We start from the raw sequence: 20,372 nt of genomic DNA on the forward strand, positions 1-20,372 counted from the left end.
GGTCAGGCGCCAGACCTGACGAAAGAGCCACATGCCGCCGTTTGCGGGGAAATCCCCGCCGGCCATGTGGCTCAAGTTCTTTCCAAGCACGATCATCAAGGATGCCCGATGAAATTCCGCTTCCCCGTCATCATCATCGATGAAGACTTCCGCTCCGAGAACATCTCCGGCTCGGGCATTCGCGCGTTGGCCGAGGCCATCGAGAATGAAGGCATGGAAGTGATGGGTCTGACCAGCTATGGCGACTTGACGTCGTTCGCCCAGCAGTCCAGCCGGGCATCCACGTTCATCGTGTCGATCGACGACGACGAGTTCGTGCGCGCCGACGACCAGCCCGAAGCGGCCGCCATCGAGAAGCTGCGCGCGTTCGTGACCGAAGTGCGTCGCCGCAACACGGATCTGCCGATCTTCCTGTATGGCGAGACGCGCACGTCGCGCCATATTCCGAACGACATCCTGCGCGAGCTGCACGGCTTCATCCACATGTTCGAGGACACCCCCGAATTCGTGGCGCGCCACATCATTCGCGAAGCCAAGGTCTACCTGGATTCGCTGGCCCCGCCGTTTTTCAAGGCGCTGATCGACTACGCGCAGGACAGTTCGTACTCGTGGCACTGCCCGGGGCACTCGGGCGGCGTGGCGTTCCTGAAGAGCCCGGTGGGCCAGGTGTTCCACCAGTTCTTCGGCGAGAACATGCTGCGCGCCGACGTCTGCAACGCGGTCGAGGAACTTGGCCAGCTGCTGGACCACACTGGCCCGGTGGCGGCGTCGGAGCGCAACGCCGCGCGCATCTTCAATTCCGACCACATGTTCTTCGTGACCAACGGCACGTCGACGTCGAACAAGATGGTCTGGCACGCCAACGTGGCGCCGGGCGACATCGTGGTGGTGGACCGTAACTGCCACAAGTCGATCCTGCACGCGATCATGATGACGGGCGCAATTCCGGTGTTCCTGATGCCGACGCGCAACCACTACGGCATCATCGGCCCGATTCCGAAGAGCGAGTTCGACCCGGAGACGATCCGCAGGAAGATCGAGAACCATCCGTTCGCGAGCAAGGCGAAGAACCAGAAGCCGCGCATCCTGACGATCACGCAGGGTACGTACGACGGCGTGCTGTACAACGCCGAGCAGATCAAGGAAATGCTGACGTCGGAAATCGACACGCTGCATTTCGACGAGGCATGGCTGCCGCACGCGGCGTTCCACGATTTCTATCGCGACATGCACGCGATCGGCCGTGACCGTCCGCGCAGCAAGGATGCGCTGGTGTTCGCCACGCAGTCCACGCACAAGCTGCTGGCCGGCCTGTCGCAGGCCTCGCAGATCCTCGTGCAGGATTCGGAAACGCGCAAGCTGGATCGCTACCGCTTCAACGAGGCGTACTTGATGCACACCTCGACGAGCCCGCAGTACTCGATCATTGCCTCGTGCGACGTGGCCGCGGCGATGATGGAAGCGCCGGGCGGCACCGCGCTGGTCGAGGAAAGCATCCAGGAAGCGCTGGACTTCCGCCGTGCCGTGCGCAAGGTGGAAGCCGACTACGACGTCGCCAACAATGGCGACTGGTGGTTCAAGGTGTGGGGCCCGGACGCGCTGGCCGAAGACGGCATTCCTGACCGCGAAGAGTGGATGCTCAAGGCCAACGAGCGCTGGCATGGCTTCGGCGATCTGGCCGATGGCTTCAACCTGCTGGACCCGATCAAGGCCACGATCATCACCCCGGGTCTCGACGTGGACGGCGAGTTCAGCGAGCGCGGCATCCCGGCGGCAATCGTCACCAAGTACCTGGCCGAGCACGGCATCATCATCGAGAAGACGGGTCTGTACTCGTTCTTCATCATGTTCACGATCGGCATCACCAAGGGCCGCTGGAACTCGCTGGTGACCGAGCTGCAGCAGTTCAAGGACGACTACGACCAGAACCAGCCGCTGTGGCGCGTGCTGCCCGAGTTCGTCGGCAAGCACCCGCAGTACGAGCGGCTGGGCCTGCGTGACCTGTGCGACGCGATCCACAGCGTCTACAAGGCCAACGATGTGGCGCGCGTGACCACCGAGATGTACCTGTCGGACATGGAGCCGGCGATGAAGCCGTCGGATGCCTGGGCGATGATGGCGCATCGCGAAATCGAGCGCGTGCCCGTCGACGAACTGGAAGGCCGCGTGACCGCGATCCTGCTGACGCCGTACCCGCCGGGTATTCCGCTGCTGATCCCGGGCGAGCGCTTCAACCGCACGATCGTGAAGTACCTGAAGTTCGCACGCGAGTTCAACAAGCTCTTCCCGGGCTTCGAGACCGACATCCACGGCCTGGTCGAGGACGAGGTCGATGGCCAGAAGGCGTACTTCGTGGATTGCGTGAAGCAGTAAGGCTTCACAGTTAGGCTTCATTCGATCCAAACAAAAACCCCCGTGCCGTGAGGCCGGGGGTTTTTTGTGTCTTGCGTGATCTGTGGGGAGAGGGTCAGCGCATCACCCTCCAACCCCACTTCAATCCAGTTACTTGCTTTTCTCGAACTGGAACGAAGGCGCCACCGGTTCACTCGAGTCGCCGCCGCTCGGCAACTCCAGCGTGCCGGGCGAGGACGCCCCCCCGGGCTTGCCATCGTCCTGTCCGCCAAGCGGGATACTGACCTCGGCGGAATTACTGTGTTTGAGCGATCCCTTGTCGAGCAGGCCAGTCACCATGCCCGGCCAGAACATCACCAGCAGCACCATGACGAGCTGCAGGCCCACCCACGGCAGGGCACCCCAGTAGATGTCCGAGCTCTTGACTTCCTTCGGGGCGATGCCGCGCAGGTAGAACAGCGCGAAGCCGAACGGCGGGTGCATGAACGACGTCTGCATGTTCACGCACAGCATCACGCCGAACCAGACCAGCGCGGCCGTGGCGGCGGCTTCGGGGTTGCCGCCCATCGAATCGGCTACCACCGGGGCCAGCACCTTGACCGCAACCGGCGCCAGCATCGGCACGACGATGAACGCGATCTCGAAGAAGTCGAGGAAAAACGCCAGGAAGAAGATGAACAGGTTCACCACGATCAGGAAGCCGATCCAGCCGCCCGGTAGCGAGGTGAACAGGTGTTCCACCCATGCGCCGCCGTCCACGCCCTGGAACACCACCGAGAAGCAGGTGGAGCCGATCAGGATGAACACGACCATGGCGGTGATGCGCGCGGTGGACTGGTAGGCATCCACGATCAGCAGCCGCAGGTCGGTAAGCTGGCCGGCGCGGATCAGGAGCCACAACACCACAAGGTAGGCAATCGCCAGCGGGATGCGGAACGCATGGGAGCCGAACGCGAAGACGCCCACCGCGGCGGCCACCAGCGTTGCCAACAGGCCCAGCCGATAGATGTTGCGGTCGATCTTGTTGAAGCCCTTGTCGCGGATCACGGCCAGCACCAGCGCGCCAACCGCGCCCATCGCTCCGGACTCGGTCGGCGTGGCAATGCCAAGCATGATCGTGCCGAGCACCAGGAAGATCAGCACGGCGCAGGGGATGATGCCGCGCAGGCACGTGCGCCACAGCGCCCAGCCGCGCAGCGTGCGCGCTTCTTCCGGCACCGGCGGCAGCCAGTCTGGCTTGATGCGGGTCAGCACGAAGGTGTAGAGCGCGAACAGCGCGATCTGGATCACCGACGGGCCCCAGGCGCCCAGGTACATGCTGCCGACGTCGGCGCTACCGGCCGGGGTCTTCAACTGGTCGGCCAGCACCACCAGCACCAGCGACGGCGGCACCAGCTGCGTGATCGTGCCCGATGCGGCCAGCACGCCCGTGGCGTACTTCATGTTGTAGCGGTAGCGCATCATCACGGGCAGCGAGATCATCGCCATGGCGATCACCTGCGCCGCCACCGTGCCGGTGATCGCGCCCAGGATGAAGCCGACGATGATGACCGAGTAACCCAGGCCGCCACGAACCGGGCCGAACAACTGGCCCATCGAGTCGAGCATGTCCTCCGCGAGTCCGCATTTCTCCAGGATCGCGCCCATGAAGGTGAAGAACGGAATCGCCAGCAGCAGTTCGTTGGACAGCACGCTTCCGAACACGCGGCTCGGCACGGCCTGCAGGAACTGCACGGGGAAGTAGCCCCATTCGATGGCCAGGAAGCCGAAGGCCAGACCCACGGCCGACAGCGAGAATGCGACCGGGAACCCGATCAGCATAAATACCACCAGGCCGCCGAACATGAGCGGCGGCATATATTCCAATGGAATCATTATTGCACCGGCCTTTCGTATTTCGATTCGATGCGCAGCAGGCCCTGCAGGGCGGCGAAGCGCTTGATCAGTTCGGAAATCCCCTGCAGCGTGAGCAGGGCAAAGCCGATGGGCACGACGAGCTTGATCGGATAACGGGGCAGGCCGCCCGAATTGCCCGATTGCTCGAGGATGCGCCACGAAGGCAGGAACAGCGATTCCCACGACAGCCACGTGAACAGGATCGTGGAGGGCAGCAGGAAAACGACGATGCCGAAGATGTCGATCCAGTGCTGCGCACGCTCGGACACGCTGCCGTAGATCAGATCCACACGCACGTGCTCATTGCGCTGGAACGTGTACGACGCGCCGAACATGACGGCGATGGCAAACATGTACCACTGCAACTCCAGTGGCCAGTTGTCGCTGAGGTTGAAGCCGTAGCGGAGCAGGGCGTTACCTGCGCTGATCAGACACGACAGCAGGATCATGATGTTTGCAAGCCTGCCCGTATGCTGATTCAACCTGTCGATCTGTCGTGACAGACCAAGCAAGTAATTCATGGGTTGTCTCCCCGGTTTTTGCGCCAAATAGTGTATCTGTCACAATTTGTAAGGGCGCTAGGGGATTGTCCTAACAGGCGGACATGGCGTGGGTTTTCTTCTCTTTCTGTCCTTTCCCGCGCTTGGCCGGGCGGAGAAAACCGGAAACAAAAAAGCCGCTGGCCTGACGGCACAGCGGCTTTTTTACGACAGAGACTTACGCGAAACTTACAGCGCCTTGCGTGCGGCGGCGATGGCGGCGCGTACCTGATCCGGCGCGGTGCCGCCGATATGGTTGCGCGATGCCACCGAGCCTTCGAGCGTCAGCACGCTGTGTACGTCGTCGCCAATCAGCGAGGCCTTGTCGCCCAGACCCGAGACTTCGCGCAGTTGCTCGACGGTCAGGTCGGCCAGGTCGCAGTGGCGGTCGTCGCAGGCGCGCACGGCGTGGGCCACGGCCTCGTGCGCGTCGCGGAACGGCAGGCCGCGCTTGACCAGGTAATCGGCCAGGTCGGTGGCGGTGGCGTAGCCCTGCAGCGCGGCGGCGCGCATGTTGTCCGGCTTGACGCTGATGCCGGGCACCATGTCGGCGAAGATGCGCAGCGTATCGACCACGGTATCGACCGTATCGAACAGCGGCTCCTTGTCTTCCTGGTTGTCCTTGTTGTACGCCAGCGGCTGGCCCTTCATCAGCGTCAGCAGACCGGTCAGGTGGCCGTACACGCGGCCAGTCTTGCCGCGGGCCAGTTCGGGCACGTCCGGGTTCTTCTTCTGCGGCATGATCGAGCTGCCGGTGCAGAAGCGGTCGGCGATGTCGATGAAGCCGACGCGCGGGCTCATCCAGATCACCAGTTCTTCAGAGAAGCGCGAGACGTGCGTCATGATCAGCGACGCGGCAGCCAGGAATTCGATTGCGAAGTCGCGGTCGGACACGGCGTCGAGCGAGTTGCGGCACACGCCGTCAAAGCCCAGTTGCGCGGCCACGAACTCGCGGTCGATCGGATAGCTGGTGCCGGCCAGCGCGGCGGCACCCAGCGGCAGGCGATTCACGCGGCGGCGGCAATCGGCCATGCGCTCGGCATCGCGCGTAAACATTTCCACATAGGCCATGAGGTGATGGCCGAACGTGACCGGCTGGGCCACCTGCAGGTGGGTGAAGCCGGGCAGGATCGTGTCGGCGTTCTTCTCGGCTAGGTCGAGCAGCGCGCCGCGCAGATCGCCCAGCAGGCCGACGATGCTGTCGATCTCGCTGCGCAGCCACAGGCGGATGTCGGTGGCCACCTGGTCGTTACGCGAACGGCCCGTGTGCAGGCGCTTGCCGGCATCGCCCACCAGGGCGGTCAGGCGCGCTTCGATGTTCAGGTGCACGTCTTCGAGGTCCAGCTTCCACTCGAACGCGCCGGACTCGATCTCACCGCGGATCTGCGTCATGCCGCGCTCGATCTCGGCGCGGTCGGCTTCGGCGATGATGCCCTGCTTTGCCAGCATGGCCGCATGGGCCAGCGAGCCCTGGATATCGAACAGCGCCAGGCGCTTGTCGAAGAAGACCGACGCGGTGTAACGCTTCACCAGATCGGACATCGGTTCGGAGAAGCGGGCGGACCAGGCTTCGCCTTTCTTGGCTAGTTGGGAGGTCATGGCGGGGCAGGGCGGAAAATCGGAAACGGCGATTATATCGCCAGAGGCGGGCAGAACTGCTGCGGACCGGTTCCCCTCTCCCGCACGTGGGAGAGGGGTCAGGGGAGAGGGCAGGCCGTGCAAGGCACGTTAGCCGCATTCAGGGCCGCCGCTCCCTCTCCCCCGCCCCTTCTCCCGCCAGCGAGAGAAGGGAGAAAACCGGCGAATACGGCACATGTCAGCGACGGATTAACCGCTATTACGCAACCCGGCCGCCACCCCGTTGATCGTCAGGTGGATCCCGCGTCGCACGCGCACGTCGTCGCCATCCTTGCCGGCCCGATACCGTTTGAGCAGCTCCACCTGCAGGTGGTTCAGCGGATCCAGGTAGGCAAAGCGGTTCTTGATCGAGCGCGCCAGCAGCGGGTTGTCAGCCAGTCGTTCCTGCCGGCCAGTGATCAGGCCGAGCATGTCACTGGTCAGGTGCCATTCGGCGCTGATGCGTGAGAACACGGCCTTGCGCAGCGCGGTGTCCTCGCACAGCCCCGCGTAGCGCGACGCCACGGCCAGGTCGGTCTTGGCCAGCACCATATCCATGTTCGACAGCAGCGTGCTGAAGAACGGCCACGACTTCACCATCCGCTTCAGCGTGGCCACCGTGGCCTTGCGCGACTTCTCGTCCGGCGCGGCGTCCAGCAGGGCCTGCACGGCACTGCCGAAGCCGAACCAGCCCGGCAGCAGCAGACGGCACTGGCCCCACGAGAAGCCCCATGGAATCGCCCGCAGGTCTTCGATGCGGCGGTGCTTCTTGTCCATCAGCTTGCGCGATGCCGGCCGCGACCCGAGGTTCAGGTCCGCGATTTCGGTGATCGGGGTCGTGGCGAAGAAGTAGTCCTTGAAGCCCGGGGTCTCGTAGACCAGGTCACGGTACGCGGAGAACGCATGGTCGGACAGCTGCTGCATGACGCCTTCGAACGTCGCCAGGTCCTTCGGCGCGTTCTGGGTGGGCAGCAGCGATGCTTCCAGCGTGGCAGCGATCACCGTTTCCAGGTTGCGCCGGCCGATCTCGGCATTCGCGAACTTGCTGTTGATGATTTCGCCCTGTTCCGTCAGGCGGATCTGGCCGTTCACGGTGCCGGGTGGCTGCGACAGGATGGCCTGATAGGTCGGGCCACCGCCGCGACCCACCGTGCCGCCCCGGCCATGGAACAGGCGCAGCTTCACGCGGCGTTCCTCGAACAGTTTCACCAGCGCCAGTTCGGCCTTGTAGAGCTCCCAGTTCGACGTCAGGAAGCCGCCATCCTTGTTCGAATCCGAATAGCCGAGCATCACTTCCTGCTCGACGCCATGGTGGGCGATCACCGAATCGAAGCCCGGCAGATCCAGCAGCGACTCCATGATGCCGGCCGCATTGCGCAAATCCTCGATGGTCTCGAACAGCGGGATGACCATCAGCTCCATGCGCGCCGGATCGGTCTTGCTGCCCAGCGTGCCGCGCAACATGCCGGCTTCCTTCTGCAGCAGCATCACCTCGATCAGGTCGGACAGCGTCTCGGTGTGCGAGATGATGTAGTTGCGCGCGATGCGGGCGCCATAGCGGGCGCGCAGGTCGCGGGCCATCGCGAAGATCGCCAGTTCGCTGCATGTCTGTTCCGAGTAGTCGTGCCACGGCAGCGTCAGCAGGCGCGGCTGGCGCAGTTCGGCCAGCAGCAGTTCCAGCTTGCGTGCTTCCGGCAGCGCAGCGTAGTCGGACTCGATGCCGGCCGTCGCGAACAGTTCGGCGATCACGGCCTCGTGCACGTCAGATACCTGACGCATGTCGATCGAGGCCAGGTGGAAGCCGAAGACCGCGATCGCGCGCACCAGCGCGTCGACGCGGCCGCGCGCCAACGCCTCGCCATGATGGGTGCGTAGCGAATCGACCACGATCTGCACGTCGGCTGCGAATGCTTCGGCGTTCTCGTAGGGAGCGACGTCGGCCACCGGATGGCGTTGCGCGACATGGCCAGTCAGCAACTGCGAGGTGGCGGCCAGGCGCGCGTACATACCGATCAGCGCGCGGCGGTAGGGTTCGTCCGCACGGTGTTCGGAGTGGTCCGGCGAGGCTTCGGCCAGCGCCAGCAGTTCGGGGCTGGCATCGACCATCAGCGACGACAGCGGCAGCTCGGCGCCCAGCGCGTGCAGTTCATCGAGGTACCAGTCGAACAGCAGGGTGGCTTGCTGGCGCGCCGCGTGCTCGAGGGTTTCGGCCGTGACGTTGGGGTTGCCGTCGCGGTCGCCGCCGATCCACGAGCCCATCTGCAGGAACGGCGCCAGCGGCGCGGGCGTGGTGCCGGTCTTGGAACGGCGCGGGAAGACTTCGGCGATGTCTTCCTCCAGCTCGGCCATCAGGCGCGGAATTCCCTGGAGGAACGTGGTGCGGTAGTACGAGAGTGCGTTCTCGATTTCATCGACCACCATCAAGCGCGTGTTCCGCAACATGCGGGTCTGCCACAGCGTGGTCACGCGCGCGCGGAGCTGGGCCGTGTTGTGGTCGCGCTCGCGGGCGGTCATCGGCAGGTCGCGCTCGGCCAGCAGGCGGGCGATCTCGCGCTCCGCGTCCAGGATGCTCTTGCGCTGGACTTCGGTCGGGTGCGCGGTCAGCACCGGCACGATCAGCGCGTCGTCGAGGAATTCTCGAAGTTGCTTACCAGTCACGCCGGCGGCGTCAATGGCCTGCAGCGCGCGCGCCAGACTGCCCGGCTGCGGCGGAGATCCGGCCAGTGCGTGCACCCGGCGGCGGCGGTTGTGGTGTTGGTCTTCGGCGATATTGGCCAGATGCGAGAAGTAGCTGAAGGCGCGCACCACCGAATTGGTCTGGTCGCGCGACAGGCGTTTCAGCAGGCGGTCTAGTTCGGTGCCGGCGGCGCGGTCGTTCTCGCGCCGGAAGCGCACGGCGGTCTGGCGAATCGTCTCGACCAGGTCGAAGGCGGCATCGCCTTCCTGCTCGCGCACGCAGTCGCCCAGCAGACGGCCGAGGAAGCGGATGTCCTCGCGCAGCGGCAGGTCCTTGTCGGCGGTGCGGCGGGCGGGGGTAGTGGCGGCCGCGGCGGCGCCCTCCGCCGTCACGACAGCGAGCTTGGGCCTGGCTGCCGCTTTGGAGCGGGCTTTCGTGGCTTTCGGGGTCTTGGGGGATGCGCCTTCGGGGTCAAGCTGGCCTGAGGCTGGCGTAACAGACTTGCGGCCGGTAGAGCGTGAACGGCCGGTGGGGCGCGCAGCAGGCTGCGTCATCAACAATCTCCTCTTTATCGCTTCGTAGCTTTTCTATATTGACCGGCCGCAAAGCCTTGCCGGATCGTACTTTTACGGCTTATCAGGGGCCTGAGGCTACCAGCCTGCGTGCTAACATGCGCGGATGCAAGCACCCGCCAATCCGTCTTCTTCGTCCGCTGCAGTGTCAAGCAGCATGCCGCACAAGCTGGTCATCGCCTCGCGCGAAAGCCGGCTGGCGATGTGGCAGGCTGAACATGTTCGTGCTGCGTTGCAACAATACTATCCCTCCTGCGATGTGTCCATTCTCGGCATGACGACAAGGGGTGATCAAATTCTCGATAGGACCTTGTCCAAGGTAGGCGGCAAGGGCCTGTTCGTGAAGGAGCTGGAGGTCGCCATGTCCGAGGGACGCGCCGACTTGGCCGTTCACTCGCTCAAGGATGTGCCGATGGAGCTGCCCGAAGGCTTCACGCTGACGGCGGTGATGGAGCGCGAGGACCCGCGCGATGCGCTGGTTTCGGCGCAATTCGCCTCGCTCGAAGAGATGCCGGCCGGAACCGTGGTGGGCACTTCGAGCCTGCGCCGCGAAGCCGCGCTGCGCAGTCGCTTTCCGCATCTGGTGATCAAGCCACTCCGGGGAAATCTGGACACGCGCCTGGGCAAGCTGGACCGTGGCGAGTACGGCGCCATCATCCTGGCTGCGGCCGGGCTCAAACGACTGGGCCTGGGTGATCGCATCCGTGCGCTGATCGCGCCGGAAAGCTCGCTGCCGGCGGCCGGACAGGGCGCCCTGGGCATCGAGATCCGTGCGGATCGTTCTGAACTGGCCGAATGGCTGGCACCGCTGAACCATCTGCCCACGCTGCTCGCCGTATCGGCCGAACGGGCCGTCTCGCGCCGCCTGGGCGGCTCGTGCCAGGTGCCGCTGGCCGCGCACGCGCGCTGGCGTGACGCCAGTCTTCAACTCGACGCCTTCGTGGCGCTGCCCGACGGTTCGCGTCAGGTGCGTGCCCATGCCACGGGACCCGTCGCCACGGTAGCCGACGCCGAAGCGATCGGAACCGCCGTCGCCGGCGATCTGCTGGCCCAGGGCGCGGACGGCGTGCTGGCCGCGCTTTCCACGGACTCCGCCGCCGGACCTGCTTGAGGAACCCGCAATGCCTCGCCCGACCGTCGTAGTAACACGACCCGCCGGGCAGTCCCGGCAACTGACCGAAGCGTTACAGGCCGCGGGTCTCGACGTGCTCAGTTTTCCGCTGCTGGCGATCGGGCCCGCGGCCGATGACGTGCCGCTGCGCGCCGAGCTTGGCCGGATCGAGGACTACGCGCTGGTGGTGTTCGTGAGCCCGAACGCGGTGTCCTACGGATTGAACACCCTTGCCCAGGTCCAGAACGCCCCGGGCGGAGCCCGGTGGCCGGAAAGCGTGCCGGTGGCCGTGGTGGGGCCATCGAGCGTGATCGCGCTGGCGGAACGGGGTATCGCCCCGTCCGCGTATCGCGTGATCGCGCCTGCTGGCGCGCAGGGCAATGACACGGCCGGCGACGCAGCGCGCTTCGATTCAGAGGCGCTCTGGTCCGAACTCGACACCTCGCCGGGCGCGTTTGCCGGCCGCAAGGTCCTGATCATCCGCGGCAGCGGCGGGCGCGAATGGCTGGCCGATCGTCTGCGCGACGCCGGCGCGACCGTCGAAGCCGTGGAAGCCTACAGTCGCACGCTGCCCGAGCCGAGCGGCATGCAATGGCAGGCCGTGCGCGACAGCCTCAAGCCCGATGCGCCGCCGTACGCGTGGCTGCTGACCAGTTCGGAAGCCGTTCGCAACCTGGACGGGCTGGCGCGTTTGCATCTGTCGCCTCAGGAACACGAACGTCTGAAGCAGATGCAGTGCATCGCACCACATGCGAGAATTGCCGCGCAGGCTCAGTCGCTGGGATTTGCCCACGTGCTGCCCGCCGCGCCCGGAGATGCCGGGCTGCTGGCCGCATGCACGCAATGGGGCGAAGCCTATGCTGGGCCGGCCACGCCAGCGCCCGCCCCCGTATCGCCTGCACCCGCTCCGGTGGTCGTGCAGCCGGAACCGGAGCCGACACCGGCGCCAATGGCACCCAAGGAACCCACGTCAACCAAAGTCGAACGCGTGACGACAGACACCACGTCCCCCTCGCCGAATCCGGGCGGTAACCCCGGTAGTTCCGGCATGTCCGGCGCATTTGTGGCACCCGCGCGCCGAATGAGTCCATGGTGGCTGCTTGTCGCCGTGCTGGTGGTCGCCATTGCCGGGGGCTTCTGGTGGTTGCAGATGCGGGTCGAGCATCTGACCCAGGAACTGGCGCGCCGCCAGCAGAGCGCGGACACGCTGGTGCAGGAAACGCGGGTGCTGTCGCGGGATGCGCAGGAAACGGTCAAGGCGTTGCAGGGCAAGGTGGGCGCGCTCGACGGCCAAATCACGGAGACGCGCGACAAGCAGGCCGCGCTGGAACAGGTCTATCAGGACTTGATGCGCAACCGCGACGACTGGGAAATCGCCGAAATCCAGCAGTTGCTGACCAACGCCGGCCAGCAGCTTCAGCTCACCGGCAACGTGCAGGTGGCGCTGGCCGCGCTGCAAAGCGCCGACGCGCGCCTGGCGCGCTCGGACAAGCCCCAATACAACCAGCTTCGCCGCGCTATTGCGCGCGATATCGGTCGGATGAAGGCCGTGCCGGATACCGACCTGACCGGGGCGGCGATCAAGCTTGACGAGGCGATTAACCAGATCGATTCATTGCCGCTGCTGTCGGGCGAGCGGATGCTCGACCGCACGCCTGGCGAGGGCAACAAGCCGGCACCGGCCGCGCCGAAGGGCGCCTCGACGCCCGCGGCTGCCAGCGCGACGGGTGGCAATATGGTGTCGCGACTGTGGACGTACGTACTTGACGAGCTTGGCCAGGTGATCCGCGTGCGCAAGGTCGATGACACCAACGCGCTGCTGCTCTCCGGTGACCAGGGCTGGTTCCTGCGCGAGAACATCAAGCTGCGCCTGCTCAATGCGCGGCTGGCGTTACTGTCGCGTAACGAACCGGTCTTCCGGAACGACCTTGCCGCCGCGCAGGGCATGATCGCGCGCTATTGCGATACCCGTTCGCGCCGTGTGCAGGGCGTGCTGACGATGCTCAAGCAGGCCCAGGCCAGCGCGGTGACGGTATCCCTGCCGACGATGGCGGATAGCCTCGGCGCGCTGCACGCCCTGAAGAAGGAGTAGCCGCCATGCGACTCCTTTTCTGGGTAGCTGTTTTATTCGGCGGCGCCGTCGGCCTGGCACTGTTTACACAGTTCAACCAGAGCAATGTGGTGCTGTTCTATCCGCCGTACCGGGTGGAAATGTCGCTGAACCTGACGCTGGCGCTGCTGCTACTGGCCTTCTTCATCGTCTGGACGGTGCTTTCGACCTTCCGGCACTTGTCGGAGATGCCGAAGCGTGCCGCCGCCTATCGCGAGCGCAGCCGCATGAGCAAGGCGCAGGCGGCCATGCGCGAGTCGATCGAGAATCTGTTCGCGGGACGTTTTGCCCGTGCCGAACGCGCTGCCCACGAGGCCCAGGCGTGGCCAGAGCAGGCGCAAACCGCCGCGCTGGTGGGCGCCCGTGCCGCGCACCGGATGCAGGAGTCGGAACGCCGCGACGCCTGGATGGCGCAGGTCACCGACCCCGAGCGCGAACAGGCGCGACTGGTCTCGATGGCCGAACTGCTGGTCGACGCGCGCGACGCCGAAGGTGCCTTGGCGACGATCGCCCAGTTGCAGGAAAAGGGTGGCCGCCAGATCCACGTGCAGCGTATTGCACTGCGCGCGCATCAGCATCTGAAGAACTGGAGCGAGGTCCTGCGACTGGCGCGCTCGCTGGAGAAGCGCAACGCGCTGCACCCGGTGCTGGCGTTGCGCCTGAAGCAGATGGCCGTGGAAGCGATGCTCGAGGAGCGCCGCCACGATGCCGAGGCGCTGTTTCATTTCTGGCGCTCGCTGACGGCCGATGAACGCCACGCGGTGCGCATCGCCGAACTGGGGGCGCGCTACTTCTCGTCGCTCGGCAAGCAGAACGAGGCACGCCGCATCGTCGAGGAAGCACTCAAGGTCAACTGGGACAGCCGGCTGGTGCAGCGCTACGCCGACTGCGCGGAGCCGGGCAAGGCGCTGCCGCAGATCCAGCAGGCCGAGAAATGGCTGGTTGATCACCCGACCGATGCCGACCTGTACTACACGCTTGGCGTGCTGTGCCTGGGCGAACAGCTCTGGGGCAAGGCGCAATCGAACTTCGAACGCACCCTGAAGTATGCGGATCGCGACGCGCAACGCCGCATCTGCATTCGCGCGCATTTGGCGCTGGCGCGGCTGTTCGAAGAAACCGACCGCGCCGAGGATGCGCAGCGGCACTATCGTGAAGGTGCGATGCTGGCGGCTTGACGTGCCGCGGGTGTCCAAGGCATCTCAGACGTCCCGGTTGCCGAGGGTTTTCTCCTTCACCACGCCATACCTCTCCAGCGCTTCCTTCCGCGCCACATCGTGCTGAACGATCGGGCGTGGATAGTCTTTTCCAAGTGTCACTCCCGCTGCCCGTAGCACCTCATTGGGTGCCGTCCACGGCGCATGGATGTACCTGTCGGGCAGCGCGGCCAGCATCGGCAGGTACTTCCGGATGAACTGCCCCTGCGGATCGAATTTCTCGGACTGCGTGACCGGATTGAAGATACGGAAGTACGGTTGCGCGTCGCAACCCGTCGAGGCCGCCCACTGCCAGCCGCCGTTGTTGGCGGCAAGGTCGAAATCGTTGAGCTGGTCGGCGAAGTACTGTTCGCCACGGCGCCAATCCACGCCCAGGTCCTTGACCAGGAAGCTAGCGGTCACCATGCGCAGGCGGTTGTGCATGTAGCCGCTCTGGCGGATCTGGAGCATCGCTGCGTCGATCAGCGGATAGCCGGTCTGCGCGTTGCACCAGGCTGCGAAGTACCGGTCGCCCGTGGCCGGCGCGATCCACCGCAGCGCATCGTATTCGGCGTGAAACGACTTACCTTCCGCCACGCGCGGATGGTGATGCAGGATCATGAAATAGAAGTCGCGCCAGATCAGTTCCGAGAGCCAGACGCCTGCGCCTTCGCTCGCAGCACCGCCGCGCAGCATGGCGTCATGCGCGGCGCGGGCGAGTGTGCGGATCGAGATCGTGCCGAAGCGCAGGTGAACCGAGAGATAGCTTGGCCCCCGCAAGGCCGGAAAATCGCGCCGACGGCCGTAGTCGCCAATGCGGGACAGGAATTCGTCGAACAGCGCGTGAGCGCCGTCGCTGCCCGTGGGCATGGCGATCCCAGCCAGGTTGGTGGCAGTGAAACCGAGGTCGGCCAGCGTCGGCAATTGCCCCCGGTACCGTTGTGGAACAGGTGCAATCGCTTCCAGGTGTTTCCCGATCGGATATGGCCGCAGGTCGAACGGCTGCACCGTGCGCAGCCAGGCGTTCTTGTAGGGCGTGAACACGCTGAAGGGGCGGCCCTGGCCAGTCAGGATCTCGTCGCGTTCGAAGATGACCTGGTCCTTGAACGTGAGCAGCACCCGGCTGTCGGCGGCTAGTGTCCGGCGCACGGCTTCGTCGCGATCGTTGGCGGCCGGCTCGTAATCATGGTTGGCGAAGACGGCCTCCACTTCAAGCTCGGCGGCCAGCGTCGGAATTGCCTGCCGCGCGGTGCCGTCGAGCACGATCAGGCCGCCGCCCGAATCTTCCAGCGCCCGGCGCAATGGCTCCAGCGAACGCAGGATAAACTCGACGCGGCGATCGGCATGCAGCCCCCGCGCCAGCAGCGGCGCCAGGATTTCCCGGTCGAACACGAACACGCACCATACCTGCCGGCAGTGCTTGAGGGCATAATGCAGCGCCGCGTTGTCATCGGCGCGCAAGTCGCGCCGGAGCCAGACCAGGCCGCGGGTAAAATTCCGGTCGATCCGGTAAGGCAGGCGCGCGGCGTCGGCTTCAGATTCGGGGGAGGGCGATCCAGACATCGCCGTAACCTAACATAGCAACCGGAACTCCAGCAGTCCCATCCAAGCAGCAGAAAGATATTCCCATGGCCACGACACTCGACCGCATCCTGCAATCCCAAGGCTTCGGCACCCGCCGCTATTGCGGCGATCTGGTGGCAGCCGGGCTGGTCGAGGTCAACGGTGAACTCTGCGAGGACCCGGGTGCGCGTTTCGAGGTGGACGGGCTGCGCCTGATGGTCGACGGCGAGGAGTGGCTGGCGTGCACCAAGGCCTACGTGATGCTGAACAAGCCGACGGGCTACGAATGCTCCCAGCGTCCGCGCCATCATCCAAGTGTGTACAACCTGCTGCCGGTACCGCTGCGCCAGCGGGAGGTCCAGGCTGTGGGGCGGCTCGATCACGACACCACCGGATTGCTGCTGCTGACCGACGACGGCCAGTTCATCCACGCCCAGACCTCGCCGAAGAAGCAGGTGCCGAAGATTTACGAAGTGACGACCTTCGACCCGGTTACGCCGGAACAGGTGGAAGCGTTGCGCACTGGCGTGAAGCTCGACGACGAACCGGCGCCGATTGCCGCCGATGCGTGCGAAGCGACCGGCGAGCGCAGCCTGCGTCTGACGCTGCTGCAGGGCAAGTACCATCAGGTCAAGCGGATGGTCGCCGCGGTGGGCAACCACGTGACCGCGTTGCATCGCAGCGCGATCGGCGGGCTCGTGCTCCACCCCGCGCTGGGCCCCGGAGAATGGCGCTGGCTCACGCCCGAAGACCTGGCCGCGCTGCGCGGGTGAGGGCGTTGAGGCAGCAACAAATGGTGCACTGCAGCATGTCGCCGGACGCCGAAGTTTTACGGGAAGTCGCTGCGGTGATTTGGTAGAATGCAAGCCATGGCGACGTCCGAAGCTCCAATCAATCTCACCAATCAGTTCCTGATTGCCATGCCCGGCATGGCCGATCCGACGTTTTCAGGTTCCGTCGTCTATCTTTGCGAGCACAACGAGCGCGGCGCGCTCGGCCTGGTGATCAACCGGCCGATCGACATCGACATGGCCACGCTCTTCGACAAGATCGATCTCAAGCTCGAAATCCAGCCAGTTGCCCATCAGCCGGTCTATTTCGGCGGCCCGGTGCAGACCGAACGCGGCTTCGTGCTGCATGACCCGGTCGGCATCTATGTGTCGTCGCTGGCGGTGCCCGGCGGGCTGGAAATGACCACCTCCAAGGACGTGCTCGAAGCCGTGGCCAACGGCAGCGGCCCGCACCGGTTCCTGCTCACGCTCGGTTACGCGGGGTGGGGCGCCGGCCAGCTTGAGGACGAACTGAGCCGCAATGGCTGGCTGACCGTCCAGGCCGATCCCGAGATCATTTTCAGCGTGCCCCCCGAGGAACGTTTTGCAGCGGCCATTCGCCTGCTCGGCATCGACATCTCGATGCTTTCGGGTGACGCGGGACATGCCTGACCAGCTGGGGCGCGAGACGCCCCGCGACGGCACGGTGCTTGCCTTCGACTATGGCGAGAAAAAAATCGGCGTGGCGCTCGGTAATTTCATCACCCGGCAAGCCAGCGCACTTACGATCCTTCCGAATGTGACGGTCGAGGCCCGCTTCGACGCCGTTGGCGAACTGATTCGCCAGTGGACGCCGGTGCGACTCGTGGTCGGGATGCCTGTCAATCCGGAAGCCGGCCCCGACGACGAGGAACAGCCCTCGATGCGGCTTGCGCGCCGCTTTGGCAACCAGTTGAATGGACGCTTCAATCTGCCCGTGGAATGGGTGGACGAACGCTACTCCTCGCGCGCCGCCGCCATGGCGGGCGCCAAGCGAGGCGCGCTCGATGCCGAGGCAGCCCGGATCATCCTGCAACAGTATTTCGACGAACTCCCGCTATGACCCAGACCTCTACACCCGACGCCGAGGCGCTGTATCACGCGCTGCGCGACCAGGCCCAGGCCCTGATGCCCTCCAGCGAGCGTGCGCGCTGGTCCGTCGCGGGGATCTACTCCGGAGGCGCCTGGATCGCCGAGCGGCTGGCGTCCGACCTGCAACTGGGCGGGCACGGCGTGATCAACGTGGCCTTTCACCGCGACGACTATGCCAAGAAGGGCCTGCACAGCCAAGCGCAGTCGACCACGCTCCCGTTCGAGGTGGAAGACCGCAATATCCTGCTGATCGATGACGTGCTGGCCACGGGCCGCACGATTCGCGCCGCCGTCAACGAGCTGTTCGATTACGGCCGTCCGGCCCGGGTGGCGCTGGCCGTGCTGGCCGATCGCGGTGGCCGGGAGTTGCCGATCGCCGCCGAATTTGCCGCTGTTACCGTCGCGCTGCCCCAGGACAAGACCCTGGTGCTGTCGCGCCAGGGCGAGGGTGCGGACACCCGCTTTGCCTTTGCCACTGAAGTCCGTAGCTGAACCCGCAAGCACGCAAGTACCACACAGATAGAACCCGCGCCCGACCTGCCATGACCAAGACGTTTCGCAACCCGCAGCTCACCAAGAACGGCGAACTGAAGCACCTGCTGTCGATCGAGGGGCTGTCGCGTGACATGATCACGCACATCCTCGATACCGCCAGCCAGTTCGTATCGCTCTCCGACTCCGACCGCGAGGTCAAGAAGGTGCCACTGCTGCGCGGCAAGAGCGTGTTCAATCTGTTCTTCGAGAACTCCACCCGGACTCGCACGACCTTCGAGATCGCGGCCAAGCGGCTGTCGGCGGACGTGCTGAACCTGAATATCAACGCGTCGTCCACGAGCAAGGGCGAATCGCTGCTCGATACGATCAACAACCTGTCGGCGATGTCGGCCGACATGTTCGTGGTGCGCCACGCCAGCTCGGGCGCGCCTTACCTGATCGCCGAACACGTGGCGCCGCACGTGCACGTGATCAACGCCGGCGATGGCCGCCACGCGCACCCGACGCAGGGCCTGCTGGACATGTACACGATCCGGCATTTCAAGAAAGACTTCACGAACCTGACGGTGGCGATCGTCGGCGACATCCTGCACTCGCGCGTGGCGCGCTCGGACATCCACGCGCTGACCACGCTGGGCGTGCCGGAAGTCCGCGCGATCGGGCCGCGCACGCTGCTGCCGTCCGGGCTGGAGCAGATGGGTGTGCGGGTCTTCCACAACATGGAAGAGGGCCTGAAGGGCGTGGACGTCGTGATCATGCTGCGCCTGCAGAACGAGCGGATGACCGGCGCGTTGCTGCCGTCGGCGCAGGAGTACTTCAAGGCCTACGGTCTGACCCCGGAGCGCCTGGCGTTGGCCAAGCCTGATGCCATTGTGATGCACCCGGGCCCGATGAACCGCGGCGTGGAGATCGACTCCGCCGTGGCAGACGGTCCGCAATCGGTGATCCTGAACCAGGTGACGTTCGGCATCGCCGTACGCATGGCCGTGATGGGCATCGTGGCGGGTAATAACGATTGAGCCGGACCCCGGATACAACGAACAGCACACACCGACAGAACATGAAGATCCATATCCAGGGTGGCCGCCTGATCGACCCGGCCGCGAACGTCGACGCCGAACAGGACCTGTACATCGCCGCCGGCAAGATTGTCGGCGTGGGCCGCGCGCCCGCTGACTTCCATGCCAACAAGACCATCGACGCCCGCGGCATGATCGTGTGCCCGGGGCTGGTCGACCTGTCCGCCCGGCTGCGCGAGCCGGGCTATGAATACAAGGCCACGCTCGAGTCCGAACTGGCCGCAGCCACTGCCGGCGGCGTAACGAGCCTGGTCTGCCCGCCCGACACCGATCCGGTGCTGGACGAGCCGGGCCTGGTGGAAATGCTCAAGTTCCGCGCCCACAAGCTGAACCAGACGCACGTGTACCCGCTGGGCGCGCTGACCGTCGGCCTGAAGGGTGAGGCACTGACCGAGATGGGCCAGCTGACCGAGGCTGGCTGCGTCGGTTTCAGCCAGGCCGAAGCACCGATTCACGATACCAAGGTGCTGCAGCGCGCGATGCAATATGCGCAGACGTTCGGCTTCACGCTGTGGTTGCGTCCCGAGGACCCGTTCCTGGGCGGGGGCGTGGCCGCAAGCGGCGCGGTCGCATCGCGCCTGGGTCTGTCCGGCGTGTCGGTCATCGCGGAAACCGTGCGCCTGCACACGATCTTCGAACTGATACGTGCCACGGGCGCGCGCGTGCACCTGTGCCGCCTGTCGTCGGCCGCGGGTTTGGAACTGGTGCGTCAGGCCCGCAAGGAAGGCCTGCCGGTGTCCTGCGACGTGAACATCCATCACGTGTCGCTGACCGACATGGACATCGGCTTCTTCAACAGCCAGATGCGTTTCACGCCGCCGCTGCGCAGCACGCGCGATCGCGACGCGATCGTGGCGGCGCTGGCCGACGGCACGATCGACGCACTCTGCTCGGACCACACTCCGGTGGACGACGACGAAAAGCTGCTGCCGTTCGCTGAGGCCTCGCCGGGCGCCACGGGCCTGGAACTGCTGCTGCCGTTGACGCTGCGCTGGGCTAGCGAGCATAAGGTGCCGCTGGTGCGCGCGCTGGCCCGCATCACCAGCGAACCCGCGCGCGTGATCGGCCTGAACGCCGGATCGCTGACCGCAGGCAGTGCCGCGGACGTGTGCGTCTTCGACCCGAAGCAGGTCTGGAAGGTGGAGCGCAGCGCGCTGAAGAGCCAGGGCAAGAACTCGCCGTGGATGGGCTACGAGATGGAAGGCCGCGTGCGCACGACGCTGATTTGCGGCCAGATCGTCTACGAACAGCGCTGACAAGCGCC

15 protein-coding genes are annotated in these 20,372 nt (G+C 65.3%); 10 read left to right on the forward strand and 5 right to left on the reverse strand.

All coding sequences use genetic code 11. The annotated features are described in order from the left end of the window. Window positions 1-108 precede the first annotated feature (108 nt). The gene (locus B2246_RS25430) at window positions 109-2,373 is read left to right on the forward strand and encodes an arginine/lysine/ornithine decarboxylase (protein ID WP_008646295.1); all 2,265 of its coding nucleotides are present in this window, start codon (window positions 109-111) and stop codon (window positions 2,371-2,373) included. Between the two features lie 129 nt (window positions 2,374-2,502). Here B2246_RS25430 and B2246_RS25435 read toward each other — a convergent pair whose 3' ends face one another. From B2246_RS25435 to ppc, 4 genes are all read right to left on the reverse strand, one after another. Continuing rightward, window positions 2,503-4,227, reverse strand: coding sequence for a TRAP transporter large permease (locus B2246_RS25435; RefSeq protein WP_008646294.1), 1,725 nt, complete (start codon window positions 4,225-4,227; stop codon window positions 2,503-2,505). After that, window positions 4,227-4,769: a TRAP transporter small permease subunit gene (locus tag B2246_RS25440; protein WP_008646293.1), complete on the reverse strand. Its 543-nt coding sequence runs from the start codon at window positions 4,767-4,769 to the stop codon at window positions 4,227-4,229. Before B2246_RS25440 ends, B2246_RS25435 begins: the two co-directional genes overlap by 1 nt. Window positions 4,770-4,976: 207 nt before the next feature. Continuing rightward, entirely contained in the window at window positions 4,977-6,386 is a 1,410-nt protein-coding gene (argH, locus tag B2246_RS25445) for an argininosuccinate lyase (RefSeq protein WP_008646292.1), read from the reverse strand. Between the two features lie 228 nt (window positions 6,387-6,614). Beyond that, window positions 6,615-9,635, reverse strand: coding sequence for a phosphoenolpyruvate carboxylase (gene ppc, locus B2246_RS25450; RefSeq protein WP_035884733.1), 3,021 nt, complete (start codon window positions 9,633-9,635; stop codon window positions 6,615-6,617). A 124-nt stretch (window positions 9,636-9,759) separates the two neighbouring features. Here ppc and hemC point away from each other — a divergent pair, with 124 nt between their 5' ends. The 3 genes from hemC to B2246_RS25465 are packed head-to-tail and all read left to right on the forward strand — an operon-like array spanning window position 9,760 to window position 14,052. Continuing rightward, window positions 9,760-10,764, forward strand: a complete 1,005-nt coding sequence (gene hemC, locus B2246_RS25455) for a hydroxymethylbilane synthase (protein ID WP_035884734.1) — start codon at window positions 9,760-9,762, stop codon at window positions 10,762-10,764. Window positions 10,765-10,774: 10 nt separating this feature from the next. Beyond that, window positions 10,775-12,856 (forward strand): fused uroporphyrinogen-III synthase HemD/membrane protein HemX, encoded by a 2,082-nt coding sequence (gene hemDX, locus B2246_RS25460; RefSeq protein WP_035884735.1) that lies wholly within the window; start codon window positions 10,775-10,777, stop codon window positions 12,854-12,856. 5 nt (window positions 12,857-12,861) lie between these two features. Then, a complete protein-coding gene (locus B2246_RS25465) occupies window positions 12,862-14,052 on the forward strand; it encodes a heme biosynthesis protein HemY (RefSeq protein WP_024569046.1) in 1,191 nt (396 codons plus the stop codon). A gap of 24 nt (window positions 14,053-14,076) precedes the next feature. On the opposite strand, the gene B2246_RS25470 is transcribed toward B2246_RS25465, so the two are convergent. Further along, window positions 14,077-15,633: a cryptochrome/photolyase family protein gene (locus B2246_RS25470; RefSeq protein ID WP_035884736.1), complete on the reverse strand. Its 1,557-nt coding sequence runs from the start codon at window positions 15,631-15,633 to the stop codon at window positions 14,077-14,079. Between the two features lie 65 nt (window positions 15,634-15,698). Between B2246_RS25470 and B2246_RS25475 the strand changes: the two genes are divergently transcribed. The 6 genes from B2246_RS25475 (at window position 15,699) to B2246_RS25500 (ending at window position 20,364) form a co-directional block, all read left to right on the forward strand. Beyond that, window positions 15,699-16,406 carry a pseudouridine synthase gene (locus B2246_RS25475; RefSeq protein ID WP_035884737.1) on the forward strand — a complete coding sequence of 236 codons (708 nt, stop codon included), beginning with the start codon at window positions 15,699-15,701 and terminating at the stop codon, window positions 16,404-16,406. 96 nt (window positions 16,407-16,502) lie between these two features. Then, complete coding sequence (locus tag B2246_RS25480; protein WP_008646285.1) at window positions 16,503-17,075, forward strand: YqgE/AlgH family protein; 573 nt, start codon at window positions 16,503-16,505, stop codon at window positions 17,073-17,075. Beyond that, entirely contained in the window at window positions 17,068-17,505 is a 438-nt protein-coding gene (gene ruvX, locus B2246_RS25485; protein ID WP_029307246.1) for a Holliday junction resolvase RuvX, read from the forward strand. Before B2246_RS25480 ends, ruvX begins: the two co-directional genes overlap by 8 nt. Continuing rightward, the gene (pyrR, locus tag B2246_RS25490; protein ID WP_011517314.1) at window positions 17,502-18,026 is read left to right on the forward strand and encodes a bifunctional pyr operon transcriptional regulator/uracil phosphoribosyltransferase PyrR; all 525 of its coding nucleotides are present in this window, start codon (window positions 17,502-17,504) and stop codon (window positions 18,024-18,026) included. Before ruvX ends, pyrR begins: the two co-directional genes overlap by 4 nt. A 50-nt stretch (window positions 18,027-18,076) precedes the next feature. Further along, window positions 18,077-19,048: an aspartate carbamoyltransferase catalytic subunit gene (locus B2246_RS25495; RefSeq protein ID WP_008646281.1), complete on the forward strand. Its 972-nt coding sequence runs from the start codon at window positions 18,077-18,079 to the stop codon at window positions 19,046-19,048. A 41-nt stretch (window positions 19,049-19,089) separates the two neighbouring features. Continuing rightward, the gene (locus B2246_RS25500; RefSeq protein ID WP_035884738.1) at window positions 19,090-20,364 is read left to right on the forward strand and encodes a dihydroorotase; all 1,275 of its coding nucleotides are present in this window, start codon (window positions 19,090-19,092) and stop codon (window positions 20,362-20,364) included. The last annotated feature ends 8 nt before the right edge of the window (window positions 20,365-20,372 follow it).

Origin of the sequence: Cupriavidus sp. UBA2010 (genome assembly GCF_002335265.1) — a bacterium.
In the GTDB taxonomy this organism is placed as follows: Bacteria; Pseudomonadota; Gammaproteobacteria; order Burkholderiales; family Burkholderiaceae; genus Cupriavidus; species Cupriavidus metallidurans.

Excerpts from the sequence above, each read along its gene's own strand:
- B2246_RS25430 (WP_008646295.1), top strand. The coding sequence starts at position 109 with ATGAAATTCCGCTTCCCCGTCATCATCATCGATGAAGACTTCCGCTCC.
- B2246_RS25435 (WP_008646294.1), bottom strand. The coding sequence starts at position 4,227 with ATGATTCCATTGGAATATATGCCGCCGCTCATGTTCGGCGGCCTGGTG.
- B2246_RS25440 (WP_008646293.1), bottom strand. The coding sequence starts at position 4,769 with ATGAATTACTTGCTTGGTCTGTCACGACAGATCGACAGGTTGAATCAG.
- argH (WP_008646292.1), bottom strand. The coding sequence starts at position 6,386 with ATGACCTCCCAACTAGCCAAGAAAGGCGAAGCCTGGTCCGCCCGCTTC.
- ppc (WP_035884733.1), bottom strand. The coding sequence starts at position 9,635 with ATGACGCAGCCTGCTGCGCGCCCCACCGGCCGTTCACGCTCTACCGGC.
- hemC (WP_035884734.1), top strand. The coding sequence starts at position 9,760 with ATGCAAGCACCCGCCAATCCGTCTTCTTCGTCCGCTGCAGTGTCAAGC.
- hemDX (WP_035884735.1), top strand. The coding sequence starts at position 10,775 with ATGCCTCGCCCGACCGTCGTAGTAACACGACCCGCCGGGCAGTCCCGG.
- B2246_RS25465 (WP_024569046.1), top strand. The coding sequence starts at position 12,862 with ATGCGACTCCTTTTCTGGGTAGCTGTTTTATTCGGCGGCGCCGTCGGC.
- B2246_RS25470 (WP_035884736.1), bottom strand. The coding sequence starts at position 15,633 with ATGTCTGGATCGCCCTCCCCCGAATCTGAAGCCGACGCCGCGCGCCTG.
- B2246_RS25475 (WP_035884737.1), top strand. The coding sequence starts at position 15,699 with ATGGCCACGACACTCGACCGCATCCTGCAATCCCAAGGCTTCGGCACC.
- B2246_RS25480 (WP_008646285.1), top strand. The coding sequence starts at position 16,503 with ATGGCGACGTCCGAAGCTCCAATCAATCTCACCAATCAGTTCCTGATT.
- ruvX (WP_029307246.1), top strand. The coding sequence starts at position 17,068 with ATGCCTGACCAGCTGGGGCGCGAGACGCCCCGCGACGGCACGGTGCTT.
- pyrR (WP_011517314.1), top strand. The coding sequence starts at position 17,502 with ATGACCCAGACCTCTACACCCGACGCCGAGGCGCTGTATCACGCGCTG.
- B2246_RS25495 (WP_008646281.1), top strand. The coding sequence starts at position 18,077 with ATGACCAAGACGTTTCGCAACCCGCAGCTCACCAAGAACGGCGAACTG.
- B2246_RS25500 (WP_035884738.1), top strand. The coding sequence starts at position 19,090 with ATGAAGATCCATATCCAGGGTGGCCGCCTGATCGACCCGGCCGCGAAC.